The organism is Endozoicomonas acroporae, assembly GCF_002864045.1.
GTDB lineage: Bacteria > Pseudomonadota > Gammaproteobacteria > Pseudomonadales > Endozoicomonadaceae > Endozoicomonas > Endozoicomonas acroporae.
On sequence record NZ_PJPV01000137.1, the window covers coordinates 81,045 to 100,264 of the forward strand.

Consider the following 19,220-nt stretch of genomic DNA (forward strand, 5'->3'; position numbering starts at 1 on the left):
GTTGAGTTAGGGAATATTAACAGGGAAGTGGAGGTGATCATGGATCGATATACCTCACATGGTGTTACTTTCAGGCGGGTCGTGTTGTTCTGGCTGCTGGTGCTGTTGTCTTTTCGGGCCAATGCTGAAGCGGTTTCCAGTGATTATGCAGCAATGCCCCCCTTGATCAGTAATACATCGGAGCCACTGGTGATGCTGGTGATGTCCGTTGACCATGAACTTTTTAAGAAAGCGTACAGCGATTACACGGACCTGGATTCGGATGGACGACTGGATACCAGCTATGTGGACAGTTTTGACTATCTCGGCTATTTCGACAGTGGCTGGTGCTATCAATACGCTTCCGGACGCTATTCACCGGTAGCCCAGGCCACCGGTGATCACGGGCACTATTGCACCACCTCTGAGGCTCCCTGGAGTGGTAACTTTCTGAACTGGGCCACCATGACACGGATGGACATCCTCAGAACGGTGCTTTTTGGTGGCAAGCGATCAACGGATACCGATAATCAAACGATACTGGAACGGGCTTATATCCCCAGGGATGTACATGCATTTGTTAAGGTGTACAGAAGCAGTGTTTCTGGTATTCCAACAGAAAATTTTACGCCCTTTAGCAACAGTGAGATCAGCCTTTGCAATGTTGCCGGTTCCGAAAATGGCACGCCTGAAGTCAGGGTTGCCAGGGAAGCTTGGCCGCGATGGGCTTCAACTGAAGAAAGACAGTGTCAGTGGGGTAGAGTAAACAGTCCTTCTACCTGGTACAGATTAACAACGAATGATGTTTATATTGAGGCTTGTGTCACAGATAAAGACGCTGTTAATACCGATCGCTGTAAGCTGTACAGCACCGGCAATAGCAAACCCACAGGCTTGCTTCAGCAGTATGGTGAGTCAGGGGATATTCGCTTTGGCTTAATTAGTGGTTCTTATGATAAAAATATTTCCGGTGGCGTATTGCGGAAAAATATCAGCAAAATTGCCGGTAATACGCAGAGTGTTGATGATGAGATAGACTTGGCTACCGGCCGTTTCAACAGTGTTGAAGGCATTATTCATAACATCAATAAGTTCAGACTGGCGAAGTACAGTTTTTCCCAGAACAAATATACGGATTGCGGTACTTACGGAATTTCTGTTTCGGACTTTAAAGGCAGCAGAGGCACATACTCCTCTAAGCATTGCAGTATGTGGGGCAATCCGCTGGCTGAACTTTATTTAGAGGCACTTCGCTATTTTTCCGGAAATTCAGCGGCTACCAGTAGTTTTGATACCACGAATGACCGTGCTTTTGTCAGTGACTTATCCAGGGAAAGCTGGGCCAATCCCATGTCATCGGAAAGTGCCTGTGCCAACTGCTCCATTATTGTGTTATCCACAGGCCTGAATTCTTTCGATACCGATCAGCTATCCAGCAGTTCGGACCTGCCTGGAATGACAGGAACCAGCTCCGTTAATAGCAAAACAGATGAAGTGGGCAACCATGAGTATGGCGGTAATTTTGCCGGTAACTACCTGGTTGGCGGAACCGGAAGTAAACGTCAATGCACTTCAAAGTATTTGTCAGGACTTTCTAAAGCCGTTGGCCTGTGCCCGGAAATTCCTCAGCTGGAAGGGGGGTATCAGGCAGCAGGACTTGCTTATTATGGAAATACCAGCGACCTGCGTACCGATTTTGACGGTTCTCAGAAAGTGAAAACTTATGCCATTGAAATGGCCGAATCCTTGCCGGGTTTTACCTTGGATGTGAATGGTAAATCATTTACTTTTCAGCCGTTTTGTCAGAGTAGCTCTAACTTCAATGGTAACAATATCAGTGACTGCTCTTTAACCGATGTGGTGATTGAAGAGCAGATACTGAATGCCACCGGACAGGTTGTTCAGGGCTCTCTTCTGTTTACCTGGGAGGATTCGCTCTGGGGAAATGACTACGACTATGACGCTTCTTCCAGAATCAAGTTCTGTGTTGGCAATCAATGCAACCAAACCACAGACAGCACGCTGAAGACAACCGGGTTTAATGCCAGTGAAGTCAGGGTGGCTGTGCAGGTGGATGGCGTATTTGCCGGTTTGAATATGCGCTTCTCTTATACCGTCACCGGGAGTTCGGGGCGTGATGGCCTGCAAACTGATTATGCCTACAAGGGAACAACCGCATTTAAGGTTACTGATTTTACCGCTTCCGGAGCGGCTGCTGGGGTGTTACCCAAACCGCTGTTTCTTGCGGCAAAATACGGTGGCTTTATCGATCTTGATGGCGATGGCAGTCCCAACCATGATGCTGATGGGGATGGCAGCCCTGATAGCGATGATCACCGTGAGTGGGACAATAGAAATAATGTGACGGGAGCCCTGGGCTCGGATGGCTTGCCGGATAACTATTTTTTCGCCAGAAATCCAGCCTTACTTGCCAGTCAGTTGGGGCAGGTACTGGAGGATATTTCCAGTCGGGTCTCTTCGGCAACGAATGCGGCGCTGTTTGCAAATAGCTCTACAGGCACTGGCGCTATCTATCAGGCACTGTTTCAGCCAAGCCTGGATATCAATGGCAAGTCGGTGACCTGGGGCGGTATTCTCCATTCACTGTTTATCGATAGCAAAGGCTATATCCGTGAAGATGGCAACGGGAATGCCCAACTGGATGACTACCGCTCAGATAAAATCGTTGAACTGTTTTTTGATCCGAATGCCGGACAGACAATGGTTCAACGTTACACCTCTGACGACTTTGGTGTCACTAGGGTAGCCGATGGCCCGCTGAAATCACTCGCTTCACTTGAGACGATCTGGGATGCCCGGGAACAGCTGGCCTTATTGAGTAATCTGAGCAATCAGAGAACCTATGATGCGCTCGCCTCCGGCGGCCGATATATGCTGACCTGGCTGGATATCAATAATAATCAGCAGGTGGATGATGACGAACAGCTGCCGTTTATGCCTTCAACCTTTACTGGACATGAAGGGTATCTGGGCGTTTTTGCCAGTGAAGTCGCTACTGTCGTTAACTATGTTCGGGGAGAAGAGCAGGCTGGCACCCGTTCCCGTACCATCGATTTTGATGAAGATGGTATTGATGAAGTCTGGCGTCTTGGGGATATCGTCCACTCAACCCCCAGACTGGTGGCAGCACCCGATAGCCGTTACGACGCCTATTACAACGACAGCAGCTATCGAACCTTCCGCAATCAATACCTGAATCGGCGGCATGTGCTCTACGTCGGAGCCAACGATGGTTTGATTCATGCCTTTAATGGCGGGTTCTGGGAAGAGAGTTCCTACCGCTATGAGCGCACAGCCAGTCATGGTGAGGTACAGCATCCGCTGGGTTCAGAGCTTTGGAGTTACGCACCAATGAATCTGTTACCTCACCTTCGCTGGCTCACTGAGACCGATTACCCCCATGTTTATTACATGGATTCGGAACCGATGGTCTTCGATGCCAATATCTTCGCTGATGACAGCACTCATCCTGGTGGCTGGGGAACAGTTCTGGTGGTGGGTATGAGACTGGGTGGGGGCAATATTGATGTCACCATCGACAGCGAAAGTCGCACCATGCGCTCTGCCTGGGTGGTGTTGGATATCACTGATCCCGAGCAACCACCGGAGTTGCTGGCTGAAATTACCCATGCTGATCTGGGTTTTACTACCTCACAGCCTGCGCTGGTTAAAAGGCGGAAAGCTGTTACGGATGTTAATGGCGAGACCGATTGGAGTAATCCGGTGCAAAACGAGTGGTACCTGGTGTTTGGCTCCGGGCCAGCAGGCAGTGGGTCTACTGCCCTGAGATCAGCCCTGGAGCAGGGAACGTCGGATCAGAATCTACGGGTATTTGTGTACGATCTTAATAATAAGAATTTTGTTGCCGGTTTTGATCCCCTTGTGACCTCCTATTCCACGGCTTATGCAGGCGATATGGTGGCTGAAGACTGGGACCGGGATTACCAGGATGATGCCGTTTATTTTGGCACGGTTGAGACAGGAAGTACCGGTTTGAGTGGAAAACTGATGAGGCTAAGGCTGACATCAGCACTGGAAAACTCAAGCCTCAATGTATTGATGGATGCCGGACAGCCGATTATGGCCCCCCCCATGACCGTGACTGATGACAACAGCTTCTGGGTATACTCCGGAACAGGTCGGCTGCTGACCAATGGTGACAATCGCAGTACTGAGTCCAACTATTTCTACGGTGTTCAGGAGCCGTTGAACAGCTCCAGGCAGTTTACCTATGCATCTGTCAGCCAGAGCAATCTGGTCAATGTGGGGGATGTGGTTGTATTTACCAATGGTGATGTACTGAAGAAGTCAGACTCCTCCTATACGCCATTTACGGTAGGCTCCCGAACCATCAACAGTTTCGGCACCTTACAGGCGGTGGTCGCTGAGCAGGGGGGGTGGAAGCTGCCTCTCAGTGTTGATGGCTCTGGCCCAGCCGGGCGAAGTGTGAACAGCGCTGCCAGGTTGTTCTCCCAAATCCTGTTTACTGAATACCGTCCACCCGCGGACAGTTGTTCAATTGATGGTACAAGCTTACTTTATGCCGTTCATTACCTGACCGGTACCGCATCGCCTGATGCCGTCCTGGGCAGTGTGCCTGTGGAAAGTCTGGAGCTGGAGCGTTCCCTGAATAAGGTGAGTCTGGGCATCGGTTATGCTTCTTCACCGGTGGCCCATCAGGGGGAAGGAGGGAAACTGACTGCGGTGACCCAGGGGGCCGGTGGCAGTATTACGGCAACAAACCTTGATTACAGTTTCAGCTCGGAAGGACGGCAGAGCTGGTGGCAGATTTTCAGCATTCCATGGATTGATTGATATGAATACAGATAAACCAGTGAAAAATAGTCATGAAAAGGGGTTTTCATTACCCGAGCTGATCATTGTTGTCGCCATAATTGGTCTTCTGGCAGGTATCGTCTATCCCTCCTACAGCCAGTATATGTATGAAGTTCGACGCAGCGATGCCTGGGCCGCCCTGACCGCCGCTATGGCTGCCCAGGAGCGCTGGTACTCCGTTAACCATACCTATACAGACTCTATGGATATGCTCGGTGGAAGCAGTTCTCCCGAGGGGTATTACACCCTGAGCGTTGAAGCCGACAACTCCTCATTTACCCTGACAGCCACTGCGCTGGGCAATGGTGTCCAGGCTACGGACTCAGGTTGTACGCAGTTTACTGTGGATCATTTAGGTGTTCTGGCCCCGGATGCGTGCTGGAAATAAACGGACGACTTCCAGTTTTTATCCTTGTTTTTGTACCGTCTATCGACTTCTGAACGTCGGTTTAACTCACACACCTAGATTTAAAGAAAAGCATCCTCGACAGGGAAGTAGGTAGGTTTGTTATTTCTTCATACAACGTTAAACCATAAATACAACCGTGGCTTCACGCTTGTAGAGATGATGATCACGATTGTCCTGATCGCCATCATGGTCAATCTGGTTATTCCCATCGGGCAGGTTGCTGAAGGGTTCAAGCTTGATTATGTGAATCAGCGGCTCTATGCCAGTGCGGTTCTGGCCCGAAGTGAAGCGATCAAGCGTGCTGAAACCGTCAGCGTCTGTCGCTCCACAACTGGCAGTGGCTGTCAGCCCGGGGTGAACTGGGCAGATGGCTGGATTGTTTTCGTTAACCGCAATGGCAACAACTATGTTGACTGGGGTGAAGAGGTTATTCGGGTGTATAACCCGGTCAGCAGCCCGGTTGAAATTCTGTGGCACAGCAATGCTGAGGTGCTCAGTTTCAGACCCAGGGGGAGCGCAGTTCATCAGGGTGGGTTCACGTTATGTTCGGTGCCAAAAAGACCAGTGTTTCAGCGACTGGTGAATATTTCAGGATCAGGGTTGATTCGCAAGCGTGAGGGTGTGAATTGTTTATGACCAACCATATCAATCCTGCCAATGCCAGCCCCGTAAATGCTGAACCAGGTTCCCTTTCGGTTGCGGCTTTTCACAAGACAGGAAGACAGCCCGGGTCTTTGCGGCAAAAAGGGATCGGTATTGTTGAAGTCATGGTCGGTGTGCTGATTTTTGCAGGGGGCGTAATCGCGGTTACTGGTATGCAAAGTCAGGCCATTCGAGCGAATCATGACGCTATCCAGCGATCCCAGGCCGTATGGATGGTGAATGCCGCTGCTGAGGTAATGAGGCTAAACCCGGCCGGGCTGGCAAACTCAGCATATCAGAGAGAATCATCAAACGCCTCCGCCAATTTGGGCTCCTACTGCCAGGCTTCTCCTCCCCGTTGTATTGGTACCACATGTAATGCTGATCAAATGGCAGCGTTTGATATTCATGGTTTGGTGTGCAGCAGTGCCAATATCGTGATCGAACCGAGAATCGACATCAGCTGTGATGGCTCCTGTTTGCCGACGGATAAAGTCAGGGTCCTGATTTCCTGGGCCACAAGGGGAACGGAAAAAGGTGTTCTTGGGGATCGTCAGCAGGTTGAATTCAGGTACGTCAGGAATTGAACAATGCCCAACATAATTCATCATCAAAAGGGGTTCAGCATTGTAGAAATGATGCTGGCCTTTCTTATGGGGCTGATAGTCGCAGGCAGTGCTTTACAGTTAATGGTGAACAATAGTCGCTCCGCCAGTGTGAATGAGTTTATTGCCACAGCCCAGGAAAACGGACGTCATAGTCTCTATATCATGAGTACTGAGTTTCGTAGAGCCGGCTTCAGATCCGAGATCGGAGCAGGCTCAATACAACCTTTCTACCTGGGAAGATGCGAAGGGGGGGCGACCTGTACGATTGAAGGTGGTGGTACCAACAGTGACAGAGTGGCCATTCAATATGAGCCCGTGCCAAATCGTGATAATGGTCAACTTCAGGACTGTACTGGAGCAACCGTTGTCCCGGGGGCATTGACAGCAGACGTCTATTTTGTAGCCCCGGACCATGCAAACGATCACATCAGTACCTTGTTTTGCCGTGGTTATGATCCATTAACGGGAACTCCACGGGGGAATGCCCAGGCACTGGTTCAGGGTGTGGAGCGATTGCAGGCACTTTATGGAATTGCCCCGGCGGGGGAGTCAAGTATTAACCAGTATGTGACAGCCTCAGGGGTGCCAGACTGGCGACAGGTTTTAGGCATTCGTGTTGGCGTGCTGGTCAGCGCTGGAAAGGAGTCACGTATTTTTGATAGAAGGTCCAGAACCTATAACCTGCTCGATAGTGGCAGTTTGACAATGGATGATCAGACGCCCAGGTACATGTATAGCACAGCCATCCGTTTGAATAATGCAGGATTTTAGCCTGGACAGTTACTCTGAAAAAAAGCAGGGCTCTTTTTACTGATGCAGAAGTACTGGCTCCATAACCGTTATCCGAGAGTTCCGGAGAGAGAACCGATGAATAAGGTTAATAAAGGTTTCACCTTGATTGAACTGATGATTGTTGTGGCCATCATTGGTATTTTGGCAAGCATTATGCTGCCCAGCTATCGTCAATATGTCACCGAATCAAAAAGAGGTGAGGGTGCTGCCATGCTGTTGAATGTCATGCAGCAGCAGGAACGGTACTACACTGAGATGTTGAGATACACTGCCAATCTGGCCGATTTAGGGTTTGACACCACAAGCCCTGTAGAGTCTGAAAGTGGTACTTACCGGATACAGGCCGCTCAGTGTGGTTCAGACCCCCTGGAGCGCTGCGTGCAGTTAACCGCTGTTGCCCAGGGTTTGCAGGCAGAAGATGGCAATATGACTTTGGACAGCCGCGGAGCACGAACACCTCAAAGCCACTGGCGGTGATGTTAGCAATATGTCAGCAAGTAGATGATTTGCAATAACCCGTTTGGAATTTCACTGATGAAAAAGCCCGATGGATATTATGAAGCAGAATGATCAGTCGATAGCACCATTTGAAGACCACATTAATACGGGCTGTCATTATGGAAAGCGGTTCAGAGCAACGCAAGCAGACGGGTTCTTTTTTATTGATCGTTATGATTGTCATGCTTGTTATGACGTTTTCCGGTCTTATGGTTATGGAAACAGCATTGCTGGAAGAAGTAACAGTAGGCAATGAACAGCGAACCATTGAGGTATATCAGGTTGCCTTCAATGAGTTGGAAAGCCAATTTTCCTACCTGGATGCCAATCCCGTACACTTCCGTAACGCCTTCACCGCGAAGCAGGAACCTCTGTCTCCTATTGTCAATCCGGGTGGGTGTAACAATGCAGTTGGAATATGTCAGAGGGTTACACTCAGGTATGTTTCTAATACCCTTCCTCCCCCCGGATTTGACATTGCTAAATTCATCGGCCGTGTTTATGAGTTAGACAGCATAGCTACGCTCAATGGTAACGGAGCCAGTTCAAGCCAGACTATGGGGATTATTTTCGTTGATACATTACCAGGAAGCTAACCCGGATATTTCATAGACGTGCTCCCTGTCTGTCCTTGTATAATGTATAAATGCCAGTTAATGTCGCCCTTACCAATGACTGGATTCTTTCTTCCTGGTATTACGGGGATTCCGCCTTGCTCTATTACCTGATCGCACAGTTTGAAACGTCAACAGCCTCTGACGATGATCTTTGCGCTATATAATTCATCAGGTAACCGCCGATAGCTTTCTAAGATCAACAGGGAAAGCATAACCATGGCATTGGGCGACAAAGACTTAATTCGCTTTTTAATCATTGACTCATCAACCAGGGAAGCAGAATCGCTCCTGAATGTTTTCCGTGAGTCTGGTTATTCCACTCGGGCAAAACAGATCAACTCTTTGGATGATCTCACTGAAGCCACGTCCGGACAGCAGCACTGGGATCTACTGTTGATGGCAGAGCCTCCCGAGCCATTAACTTATTCCCGCATCTTTGATGATATTAATCAGAAAGGCATTGATTTGCCGGGTATCGTCCTGATAAACCCGGATGATGAAACCGACGAACTGTCGTTTATTCAAATGGGTGCCCGTGCAGTGATTCCACCGGGGCATGACGAATATCTTTTGACGGTTGCCCGGAAGGAGTTCGAAGACCTGAAGGTCAGGCGACACCATCGACGCATGAGCGTCGCCTTGCATGAATCAGAAAAGCAGCGTCAATTATTGCTCGATGACCAGGTTGATCCGGTTGTATACATTAATTATGGACACATCCGGTTTGCTAACACGGCATTTATCAACCTGCTGGGGCTTCCGGAAGAGGAGTCTCTGGATGAAAAATTGTTCAGGGATTTGATCATTTCCAAAGATCAGCAGGACGTTGAAGCGTTTCTCATGGGCATTGAAGAAAGTGGTCAGGCACTGGCGGCTATTCAATGTCCTTTAGTCGCTCACAATGGCTCAGAAGTGCCTGTGTCCATAGTGATCTCACCAACGTCATTTAATGGTGAGTTCACTCTCAGTCTGCAGATTAAGCACTGCGAGAAAGAAGGTGAGCAGGACGAAGTAAATAAAACTCTCGAAAAGTCAGCGCCGGACGCCGAAACGGGGCTATTTGACCGAAAACTGTTCGATCAGGCATTGGATATTGCTATCCAGAGAGCGGTAGAAGGCAAAGGAAAGTCAACATTATGTTATCTCCATCTGGAAACTCTGAAAGCCGCCCATGAACAGCATGGGAAAGAGGTTAGCCATAAGCTGTTTAAATCGGTTGCGCATAAGATAACGTCACATCTTGACGCCACGCATCATGTATCCAGTCGGGGAGGGGCAAACTTTGCCGCCCTGCTTCGGGAAGGGGAAGAACAGGACGTTACCGAACTGATGGAAAGTTTACTGGCAGCGGTTACCGGTGAGGATATTGTCATTGATCAACATCCGTTGCCGGTCAAGCTGTCAATAGGTGCTGTTATTCTCAGTGATACCGCCAGCGATGCTGAAACATTGACTGGTCAAAGTCGTCAGGCCACCGTGTTGGCACAAAAGCAGGGTGGCAACCGACTGTGCTTTTACCAGAAGCGTAAAGTCAGCTCGGTTCATTCCGTTGAAAAGCAGCTGGCTGGCATGGTCAGCCAGGCGATAAAGAACAAAACATTCAGGTTGAGTTATCAACCCGTTATCTCCCTTGCAGGATCGCCATCTGAGTATTACGAAGTCTCTTTTGTCCTGACCGACCCGGAAGGAAAGGAACATGAGGCTTCGGAATTCAGGCCCAAACTGGAAAAAATCAGTTTGTGGAACAAGCTGGATCGGTGGCAACTGATTGAAGCCAGTAAAGCATTGATGGCCAAAAGAAAAGAAGGGAGTGATACCCGGCTGTTGCTGCATGTCGGTGGTTGTTCTGCAACGGATGATACATTTATCCCATGGATGAAGGCTGCTCTGAAAACGGCGGGCATTCCTACTGATGCTGTTGCCATTGAATTGAGTGAACAGAACCTGGCCCGTTACTCAGAAGAGATACCGGATTTTTTCAGCACTCTGAAAGCGATGGGATGCCAGACAGTAATTAGTGAGTTTGGTTGCAGCCTTAACCCACTGGAGGGGATTGCTCATCTTGATATTGACCTGGTAAAGCTTGACCAATCCTTCACAGAAGACCTCAGCAGTGGTGGAAATGCCCAGGAGTTACAAAAGATGATCCAGGATCTCAGTCAAAGTGGCCGTAAAGTGATTGTGCCCGGGATTGAAACAGCGGAAGAAATGACCCCTGTCTGGCAGTATGGCGCCGATTTTATTCAGGGCAGCTATATGCAACCCCCTTCAGAGCGCATGGATTTTGATTTCGGGGCGGATGGGTAACGCCGCCCATCCTGCATCTTCTATTGGCTGTTCCCCATCTTCCCATGATTTGAGGCTGTTTCTCAGCAGCTGGATTTATGGGTTTATCCCCTTCATTGGGTATTTCAATTTACAGACACCATTACTTACCAGACAATACCGCCCCTGATAGATGTCTTTAAACAAGGGATAGACAGGTATTTCCATGTCAGCAAAGCTCAATATGGTCATGGCCCAGCTGAATCTGGTGGTGGGCGACATCGACGGGAACACGTCCCGTGTCATTGAGGCTGCCGAGCAGGCCCGGGATCAGCTGGATGCGGATGTTGTTGTCTTTCCGGAGCTGACCCTCTGTGGTTATCCGCCAGAAGACCTGCTGTTGCGGCCCAGTCTCATTGTGCGGGTAGAACAGGCGCTGAACCGACTCAGGGTGGTTAAGGGTATTGGCTTGATTATCGGTGTCCCGCTGATGGGGCCACATGGTCTGGAAAACCAGGCGCTGGTGCTGCGTGATGGTGAGATTGTCGCCCGCTACGGAAAACAGCATCTGCCCAATTACCAGGTTTTTGATGAAAAACGCTATTTTGTGAAAGGTCAGAACACGGTTATTTATGCCTGCAAAGGTGTCAATATTGCCCTGTTGATTTGTGAAGATCTCTGGTACCAGGGGCCGGTTCGCCGGGCTAAAGAAGCCGGAGCAGACCTCATTATCAGTCTCAATGCGTCACCCTTCCACATGAACAAGCAGTCACTGCGTCAGCAGGTAGTTCGTGAGCGCTGTCTGGAGTCGGGCCTTCCTGTCCTTTATACCAACCTGGTGGGTGGTCAGGATGAGCTGGTGTTTGACGGGGGCTCCTTTGCCATGAACGGTAATGGTGAAGTGGCTGTTGGGGCAACCTGGTTTACCGAAGAGTTGTTCTGCGTTGCCTTTGATAAAGGCTCTATGACATTTGAACCGGGAGAGGTTGCTGAAATCCCCGACGTTTGCTCAAGGGTTTATGATGCCCTGGTGACTGGTGTCAGGGATTATGTCAATAAGAATGGTTTTAAGGGCATCGTTCTGGGTTTGTCCGGAGGCATTGACTCTGCCCTGACTCTGGCAGTAGCTACCGATGCCCTGGGTAAAGATCGGGTTCAGGCGGTCATGATGCCCTATCGTTACACCTCCGATATGAGCCTTGAGGATGCGGCAGAAGAGGCGAAAATTCTGGGTATTGACTATAAAGTGCTGCCGATTGAACCGATGTTTGATGCCTTTATGGACACCCTGAGTACCGAGTTTGCCGGTTATGGTCGGGATACCACGGAAGAAAACCTGCAGTCCCGGTGCCGGGGTGTCATGCTGATGGCGATCTCCAATAAGAAGGGTTACCTGGTACTGACTACCGGTAATAAAAGTGAAATGGCAGTGGGATACTGCACGCTCTACGGCGATATGGCCGGTGGTTTTGATGTTCTGAAAGATGTACCGAAAACACTGGTGTTTAAACTGTCCGAATATCGCAATACCCGGGGCTATGTGATTCCCCAGCGAGTGATAGACCGTCCGCCCTCCGCTGAACTTGCCCCGGATCAGGTGGATGAAGACAGCCTGCCGCCCTATGATGAGCTGGATCGCATTCTTGAACTCTATATTGAACAGGATCAAAGCGCCGAATCCATCGTGAAAGAAGGGTTTGACCGGGATACGGTTTATCGCGTTCTGAGGCTGGTGGACATCAATGAGTACAAACGTCGCCAGTCAGCTATTGGGGTCAGAATTACGCCAAGAGGGTTTGGCCGGGATCGTCGCTATCCGGTAACTAATGGCTGGAGACCGGGTGTTTAACGAAGCACCTGAGCCTCAAGCGAGGCTCAGGTAATAATGATGCAGTTTATCCAATGACCGGTGTAACTGGCTTATAGAGCCACTGTTATCAACGATATCATCGGCTCTGCCAACTCTCTGTTGCCGTTCCATCTGGCTACTGAGGATCTGCCGGGTCTGATCCTCTGTCATCTGGTCACGGGCCATGGTGCGGGATAGCTGAACACTCTCTGGCACATCCACGACCAGCACACGGTCCACCAATTCATGCTGACTGGTTTCCAGCATCAACGGCGAAACCAGTATGGCATAACGTGATTCTGCATGGGTCAGCTCAAGGATTATCTGATCCCGTATCAGGGGGTGTAGCAGACCTTCCAGCCATTTTCGTTCATCAGCATCAGCAAAGATGATGGTTCTCAGCTTTCTACGGTCAAGACTGCCATCGAGCAAAATCTCCGGGCCATAGCGCCGTTCAATGTCAGCCAAAGCCGGTTTTCCCGGCTCTACCACCACGCGGGAAGCGATATCCGCATCAACAATACAAATTCCCTTGCTGGCAAAAAAGTCGGTCACTGCCGTCTTGCCGCTGCCAATACCGCCGGTGACTCCAACCGTAAAAGGGCGCTTTTGTTGAACTAAGGGCTGCTGTGAGCTTACCGTGGTCATCCGTTCAAACCCGAAAAGCTCAGATAATCCGCAATCAGTTGATCGCCCCAGACCAGGGCAACAAAGCCGGCAATGGCCAGATAAGGACCAAAGGGAATCGGGTTGGATCGTTCCTGGCGTTGACTGACGATCAACAGTATCGCTGCAACAGTGCCAACCAGTGATGAGAGCAGGATGATCAGGGGCAGCTTCATCCAGCCTAGCCAGGCTCCCAGCGCCGCCAGCAGTTTAAAGTCACCGTAGCCCATGCCTTCCTTGCCGGTCACCAGTTTGAATACCCAGTAAACACTCCACAGGGAAAGATAACCGGCAATGGCTCCCCATAACGCCTGTTCAAGGGTTACCACCAGTTCAAAGCTGTTGACGATCAGGCCTGCCCAGAGGAGTGGCAGAGTAATATCGTCAGGCAGTAGCTGGGTATCGTAGTCGATCATGGTCAGGGTCAGCAGTGACCAGCCGAACAGACAGAAGACCAGTGTCTGTAATGTCACGCCGTAGGTCAGGCCAATCATTACCGTCATCAGGGCGCTGAGTATCTCGATGGCCGGATAGCGCAATGAAATCGGGGTCCGGCAGGCTGAGCATTTACCTCTCAGGAACAGATAGCTGATCACCGGAATATTCTCCCAGGCACGGATTTTATGCTGACAGGAAGGACAGGTAGATGCAGGCACCACAAGGTTAAAAGCAGGCAGAGGATCCGGTATCTTTTCCGGGTGTAAAATAGCTTCACTCTGCTGCTGCCACTGCCTTTCCATCATTATCGGTAACCGGTGGATCACCACATTGAGAAAACTACCGACAATCAAGCCAGAGATGGTCAGCACAAAGGTCAGGTAAGGGGTTGAGGTCTCTATAAGTTCTATAATCGGTGACATTCACACAGTTCCCTGATGGTGATCAGTATGGCTGGCCAGTCCTCCCCGCCAGTACCTGATCGTTTGATAGTCCAATATTGGCATGCCTGTTGCCGTAATCAAACCTCTGAAGCGTAAGGAAAACAACGGCTGAACCGTAAATCGGGATTTGAGCAGGTTCTCAATTCAACTGTTGAATTCTGGCTAAGTTTGCCAGCTATGCCTTGATAGGGGAACTTTCCAATGATCGATCAGTCATAAAAAAACAAATTTGACTATAAATTGTCGTGAAAATGTACGGTCGGACTCTACCCGGTCCATTTTGCACTTTGCCCGACAGGATGTGACTGTCATTTTTGCCCATTGGAGAGTCCAAAAATGTATCTGACAAATGACTGAGGTCCAACAACAATGAACTGCAATTATTCATTAGTCCCTTCCGCACTACCCAGAGCTATCCCGGAAAAACCGTCGGATAATAAGACAGCAGCGGGCATTCCTCAGATTCCCTGCGAACATCGCAGTCCTCCTGCACCTGAGACCGTACCGTTAGCAGATTTCATCATAACCAGGGTTGATGTTAACTCTGAGCCCGCTGCTAAAAAAGCACGGCTTGAAATGCCCAATGTGCTTTCACAACCTGACACAATAGCTCAGATAACACCGGAGGCTTTAACCTCTTGCTTTCAAGAGTCGTGCAACTCGGATGATGGCGAGAAGCTTGCTCGTCTATTATCGGGTACGGATGAAAAAACACGGAAGGAATGGTTCAGTTGCCCACTGTCGTTCAGCGATAAAAAAGACACTCCGATGATATATGCTGCCCGACGTGGTCATGCAGCAGTTGTTGAGACATTAATCGACCATCAGGCAAATCCCTGTGAAAACAATCCATTTTCTTCCCTTCAGAGTAGTGCTCTAACTATTGCTGCGCAGGAAAATCAAACGAAGGTCATTCAGGTGATGACCAAATCCAAACAGTTTGATCCTGACAACCCCAGGAAAGATGGCATCACCGGATTGATCATGGCCATAAAAAAGGGTTACGCCGAGACCACGAAAATCCTTTTGGAGCACAAGGCTGACCCCAACTACAAAATTCGTTGCGCTGGGAGTGATAAGATTGGATTCAGATCCATTGGCAACTTTGGAGAGAGTGAATCAATACCACCAGGAAAGGTTTGGATTACTCCTGTTATGTCTGCAATTGAATATGGCAACCACATTATTCTGGAGCAACTGCTCGCAAATGGTGGAGATCCAAATAATATTGATCCGGCTAATCCCATTCAACAATCACCATTATTTATGGCAAGTTTTTCCACGAATCCTGCAGCAGCAAAGATGATCAAGCTATTATTAAACTGCGGAGCTAATATGCACGAACGGATAGCTCCTCGTGATGAGGCTATCAGGAATTTAACTAAAGAAAAAACTCAACTCCATCATACGCTGCTTGAAATGGCGTGTTTTTACTCTGAAACAGTATCTGATCCTGAATCTGAATTACATCACAATGCTCAAATTTTATGTGATCATTTTCGAACACCTGAAGGTCAATCAGTTGAAAGGTCAACTCTGAAGTGGTTTTATACTGGTCAAGGTTTCTTGAAAAATGTAGTTTTGATCAGTGACTGTTGTGAGAAAGCCCTGACCAGACCACCTCTGAGAGAGTATCTCATACGCCATTTAAGTTTATTAACTTCATTGTTAGATGTGTTTGGTGATGAAGAACCTTCCGAATCCCGCGGGGACAAGTATCAAAGAGCAGTCAGTTGTGCCAAAGAAACAAGACTACGTTTGCACGAAGATTTAAAAAGTGCTAATTCAGCTCAGCTTCGGCAAATGGTAGAAGAAGTACTGGATAAATTTAATGACTACAACATGGATTTTAATGATGAAACGATAAAAAAATTTCTCAAAGCAAATGAGAAAATTGAAGTGGAAAACCCCGCCTTGAAAAAAACAGAGTATCTAATTGAAATTTTTTCTGTGCTATTAGTTAATCCCATGGAAGTTATTAACTACATCTTTCGTCTATTATTTTAACCAGGTGATCATTACGAAGGAGTATTACAGCAAGGTTTGGGCTTATCTCTAATCCATTATTTTATTTTGTCAGTGGCACCATCTTTTATCAGAGAGTATTCTCCATCAGCGCTTCCTGTAGTAAGCTCTGCTCAAACAAGAAAATAGAGCGGAAGATCCCGTTCAAAAAAACAACAAAATGACCTGTAAAAGGGGGATGATCCACATGAAACGTATAGCTGCTGCATTCGCAATGCTGTTGCCTATCATTTCTTTTGCCCAAAACTACTCCATTGGGACAGGTGGACAAAGTGGTATTTATTACCCTTTTGGTGGTGCTCTGGCCAAAGTCTGGTCGGACGAAGTGAGTAGCATCAATGTAAAAGCCGAGGTGACTGCTGCCTCCGTTGAAAACACGATCAAAGTCGTACGTGGCGATATGCTGGCGGGTATTGCCATGGGCAATGTCGTGATGGACGCCTATCAGGGGGAGGGTAAATTTCCCGCAAAAATGCCCGTCAAAGTGTTGTTCGCGCTTTATCCAAACCTTGTTCATCCCATGACACTGCAAAATTCTGATATTCAGACCCTGGATGACCTGAAAGGCAAGCGTGTTTCCCTGGGAGCGCCAGGTTCAGGCACTGCCGTCACTTCGGCAGCCTTACTGAAAACCCTGGGGATTAACCCTGAAAAGGACATCAACGCCGTCTATCTCAATTACTCTGAAACCACCAATGCGCTCGCCAATGGTCAGATTGATGCTGGCTTTATTGTTGGTGGCCAGGGGGTTGGGGCGGTGACCCAGATTGCACTGACCCACAAGCTGCGTGTCATTCCCATTACTCAGGAAGAACGTCAGACATTTATTGCCGAGTATCCAGCCTACAGCGAGTACACCATTCCCGAAGGTGTTTATAACGATGTGCCAGCCACTGACACGCTGAGTATCTGGAACGTGCTGGTGGTACGGGCAGATATGTCAGATGACATGGCGTTTGAACTGACCCGGGCTGCCTATGAAAACATGGATGAAGTCCGCAAGGTGGTAAACGTTGCTGAGGCGACCATTCCGGCTAATGCGAAACAGTTGGCTGGTGTGCCTCTTCATCCGGGTGCTGAAAAGTATCTGAACAGCATTCAATAAATTCAGTACTGAGTCAGCACTGAACAGTAGCGTTAGCCGATTGGGCATCGCTACTTCCTCTCTTGTAATCTGTTGGGCGTATTATATGAGCAGGTTTAATCAGGGACTGGGCTATTTGTTGTTAGCCCTTGCTGTGCTGCTGTCAGTGTTCCAGATCTGGCAGGGTGTGACCTCAACCATTTCTGCAACGTACTTCAGGCCAGCTCACCTGACCTGGGTGATGGTACTGATTTTTCTGCATTATCCACTCATTAAAAACGCCGGGAATAAACAGGAAGGCAGCCCGATAATGGTGGCTGGCCGATTGCTAGACCTTGGGTTCTGTGCTCTGGCCCTGTTTGCCGGATATCAGATCATCCAGTTTGACTATAACGATATTAACTATCTTCTGTTTGGCCTGGCCGATACGGATTTGCTGGCGGGTGTCGTTTTTACGCTGTTATTGTTAGAAGCCTGTCGACGTACTGTAGGCTGGGTCATGGTGATTATTGCCGGTATATTTCTGGCTTACAGTGCTTTTGGCGATCTGCTTCCGGGAACACTGGCAACCAAGGCATACAGTCTGCAGGAATTGGTACAGTTCCAGATTTTTTCCAGTAACGGTATTTTTGGTTCAGCACTGGGTATTGCCGCCACCACCGTATTTATCTTTGTCTTGTTTGGTGCTTTTCTGGAGGTGACCGGGGCGGGTAAATTCTTTATTGATCTGGCTTTTGCCATTGCTGGCAAATATCGAGGCGGACCAGCAAAAGCTGCGGTCATTGCGTCTGCCGGACTGGGCTCAATCTCCGGCTCTGCCATTGCCAACACGGTAACCACCGGTTCAATCACCATCCCCATGATGAAGAGACTGGGTTACAAACCCGAACAGGCAGCAGGTATTGAAGCTGCCGCTTCAACCGGTGGACAGATTATGCCACCGATCATGGGGGCGGGCGCTTTTGTAATGGCACAGTTTACCGGTGTGCCCTACAGCGACATTATGATTGCTTCCATAGTGCCGGCATTGCTTTATTTCTTCTGCACACTGCTTTATGTGCATATCATGGCCTGCAAGTTGGATTTACAGGCGGTCAGTCGTACAGAAGCCGTTCTTAAGGTGATGAAGCAGGGTGCTCACTTCCTGATTCCCCTGGTGCTGATTACTGCATTATTGATGATGGGGTATTCCCCCTTGCTGGTGGGGGTTGCTGGCTGTGCTGCCATATTGGTCACCGCCGCTTTACGCAAACACAGTCGGGTAAGTTTGCCCAAGGTGATTGAAGGTATGAAGGCGGGGGCATTGCTGGCACTTCCTATCTCTGTAGCCTGTGGTGCCGCCGGTATTATTGTCGGTGTTGTTGGGCAGACCGGCATTGGCCTGCAGTTTACCCAGTTTGTTATGGCACTGTCCGGTGGTTACCTGTTCACGGCTTTGTTGTTGATCAGCCTTGTTGCCCTGATTCTGGGCATGGGATTACCGGTTACCGCTGCGTATATTGTGCTTGCTGTTATTGCCGTGCCTTTATTAGGTGATTTCGGGTTACCGTTATTAACCTCCCATCTGATTATTTTCTGGCTGTCACAAACCTCTAATGTCACGCCCCCCATTGCCCTGGCCGCATTTGCCGGTGCGGGTGTGGCTAATGCCAAACCAATGAAGGCTTCGGTTGAGGCATTTAAGCTTGCTGCAGGCTTGTTTGTCATTCCAATGATGATGGCTTATACCGGACTGATTAATACTTCCGCAGATCTATTGGGGCTGGTTATAGCAACCCTGCAAACGGTCGCGATTATTGTGGCAATGGCAATGACTATCGAAGGCTATCTGCTAAGAAAGTTAAATGCCTGGGAGCGATTGATGGCCCTGATTAGTTTGCCTCTGCTGCTATTTAATCCATATGGCGGGGCATTGCCGGGCTTAATGGTCGTGACGGTACTGGTCGCCCTGCAATGGCGAATGGGGGTAAAGCAAAGCCCACGAACCAAAAGCGAGTGAACCTAATAACCGTTTTGAGGTCAAACTGCGGTGTTTATAGTTCAACTGC

The 19,220-nt window shown here is 49.0% G+C and carries 14 protein-coding genes; 12 read left to right on the forward strand and 2 right to left on the reverse strand.

All coding sequences use genetic code 11. The features are described 5' to 3' along the window. The first annotated feature begins 39 nt into the window (after nt 1-39). The 9 genes from CX664_RS19460 (at nt 40) to CX664_RS19500 (ending at nt 12,516) form a co-directional block, all read left to right on the forward strand. Nucleotides 40-4,815: a pilus assembly protein gene (locus CX664_RS19460; RefSeq protein ID WP_101748339.1), complete on the forward strand. Its 4,776-nt coding sequence runs from the start codon at nt 40-42 to the stop codon at nt 4,813-4,815. Nucleotide 4,816: 1 nt separating this feature from the next. After that, a complete protein-coding gene (locus CX664_RS19465; RefSeq protein ID WP_146000164.1) occupies nt 4,817-5,224 on the forward strand; it encodes a type IV pilin protein in 408 nt (135 codons plus the stop codon). 117 nt (nt 5,225-5,341) lie between these two features. Further along, a complete protein-coding gene (locus CX664_RS19470) occupies nt 5,342-5,881 on the forward strand; it encodes a GspH/FimT family pseudopilin (protein WP_101748341.1) in 540 nt (179 codons plus the stop codon). Further along, nucleotides 5,878-6,474, forward strand: a complete 597-nt coding sequence (pilV, locus tag CX664_RS19475; RefSeq protein ID WP_101748342.1) for a type IV pilus modification protein PilV — start codon at nt 5,878-5,880, stop codon at nt 6,472-6,474. Before CX664_RS19470 ends, pilV begins: the two co-directional genes overlap by 4 nt. Nucleotides 6,475-6,477: 3 nt before the next feature. Then, nucleotides 6,478-7,266, forward strand: a complete 789-nt coding sequence (locus tag CX664_RS19480; RefSeq protein WP_101748343.1) for a PilW family protein — start codon at nt 6,478-6,480, stop codon at nt 7,264-7,266. A gap of 96 nt (nt 7,267-7,362) precedes the next feature. Next, nucleotides 7,363-7,764 carry a type IV pilin protein gene (locus tag CX664_RS19485; protein ID WP_101748344.1) on the forward strand — a complete coding sequence of 134 codons (402 nt, stop codon included), beginning with the start codon at nt 7,363-7,365 and terminating at the stop codon, nt 7,762-7,764. 140 nt (nt 7,765-7,904) lie between these two features. Further along, complete coding sequence (locus CX664_RS19490) at nt 7,905-8,381, forward strand: pilus assembly PilX family protein (RefSeq protein ID WP_101748345.1); 477 nt, start codon at nt 7,905-7,907, stop codon at nt 8,379-8,381. A 237-nt stretch (nt 8,382-8,618) separates the two neighbouring features. Further along, nucleotides 8,619-10,709: an EAL domain-containing protein gene (locus CX664_RS19495; RefSeq protein ID WP_101748346.1), complete on the forward strand. Its 2,091-nt coding sequence runs from the start codon at nt 8,619-8,621 to the stop codon at nt 10,707-10,709. 184 nt (nt 10,710-10,893) lie between these two features. Beyond that, nucleotides 10,894-12,516: an NAD+ synthase gene (locus CX664_RS19500; protein ID WP_101748347.1), complete on the forward strand. Its 1,623-nt coding sequence runs from the start codon at nt 10,894-10,896 to the stop codon at nt 12,514-12,516. A gap of 15 nt (nt 12,517-12,531) precedes the next feature. On the opposite strand, the gene coaE is transcribed toward CX664_RS19500, so the two are convergent. Together coaE and CX664_RS19510 are read right to left on the reverse strand one after the other, a co-directional pair. Next, nucleotides 12,532-13,164, reverse strand: a complete 633-nt coding sequence (coaE, locus tag CX664_RS19505; protein WP_101748348.1) for a dephospho-CoA kinase — start codon at nt 13,162-13,164, stop codon at nt 12,532-12,534. Then, nucleotides 13,161-14,042 (reverse strand): prepilin peptidase, encoded by an 882-nt coding sequence (locus CX664_RS19510; RefSeq protein ID WP_101748349.1) that lies wholly within the window; start codon nt 14,040-14,042, stop codon nt 13,161-13,163. The genes coaE and CX664_RS19510 overlap by 4 nt, the downstream gene beginning before the upstream one ends. A gap of 390 nt (nt 14,043-14,432) precedes the next feature. Between CX664_RS19510 and CX664_RS19515 the strand changes: the two genes are divergently transcribed. From CX664_RS19515 to CX664_RS19525, 3 genes are all read left to right on the forward strand, one after another. Then, nucleotides 14,433-16,070: an ankyrin repeat domain-containing protein gene (locus tag CX664_RS19515; protein ID WP_101748350.1), complete on the forward strand. Its 1,638-nt coding sequence runs from the start codon at nt 14,433-14,435 to the stop codon at nt 16,068-16,070. A gap of 205 nt (nt 16,071-16,275) precedes the next feature. Further along, complete coding sequence (locus CX664_RS19520; RefSeq protein ID WP_241693383.1) at nt 16,276-17,193, forward strand: TAXI family TRAP transporter solute-binding subunit; 918 nt, start codon at nt 16,276-16,278, stop codon at nt 17,191-17,193. A gap of 85 nt (nt 17,194-17,278) precedes the next feature. After that, the gene (locus tag CX664_RS19525) at nt 17,279-19,171 is read left to right on the forward strand and encodes a TRAP transporter permease (protein ID WP_101748352.1); all 1,893 of its coding nucleotides are present in this window, start codon (nt 17,279-17,281) and stop codon (nt 19,169-19,171) included. Nucleotides 19,172-19,220: the final 49 nt, after the last annotated feature.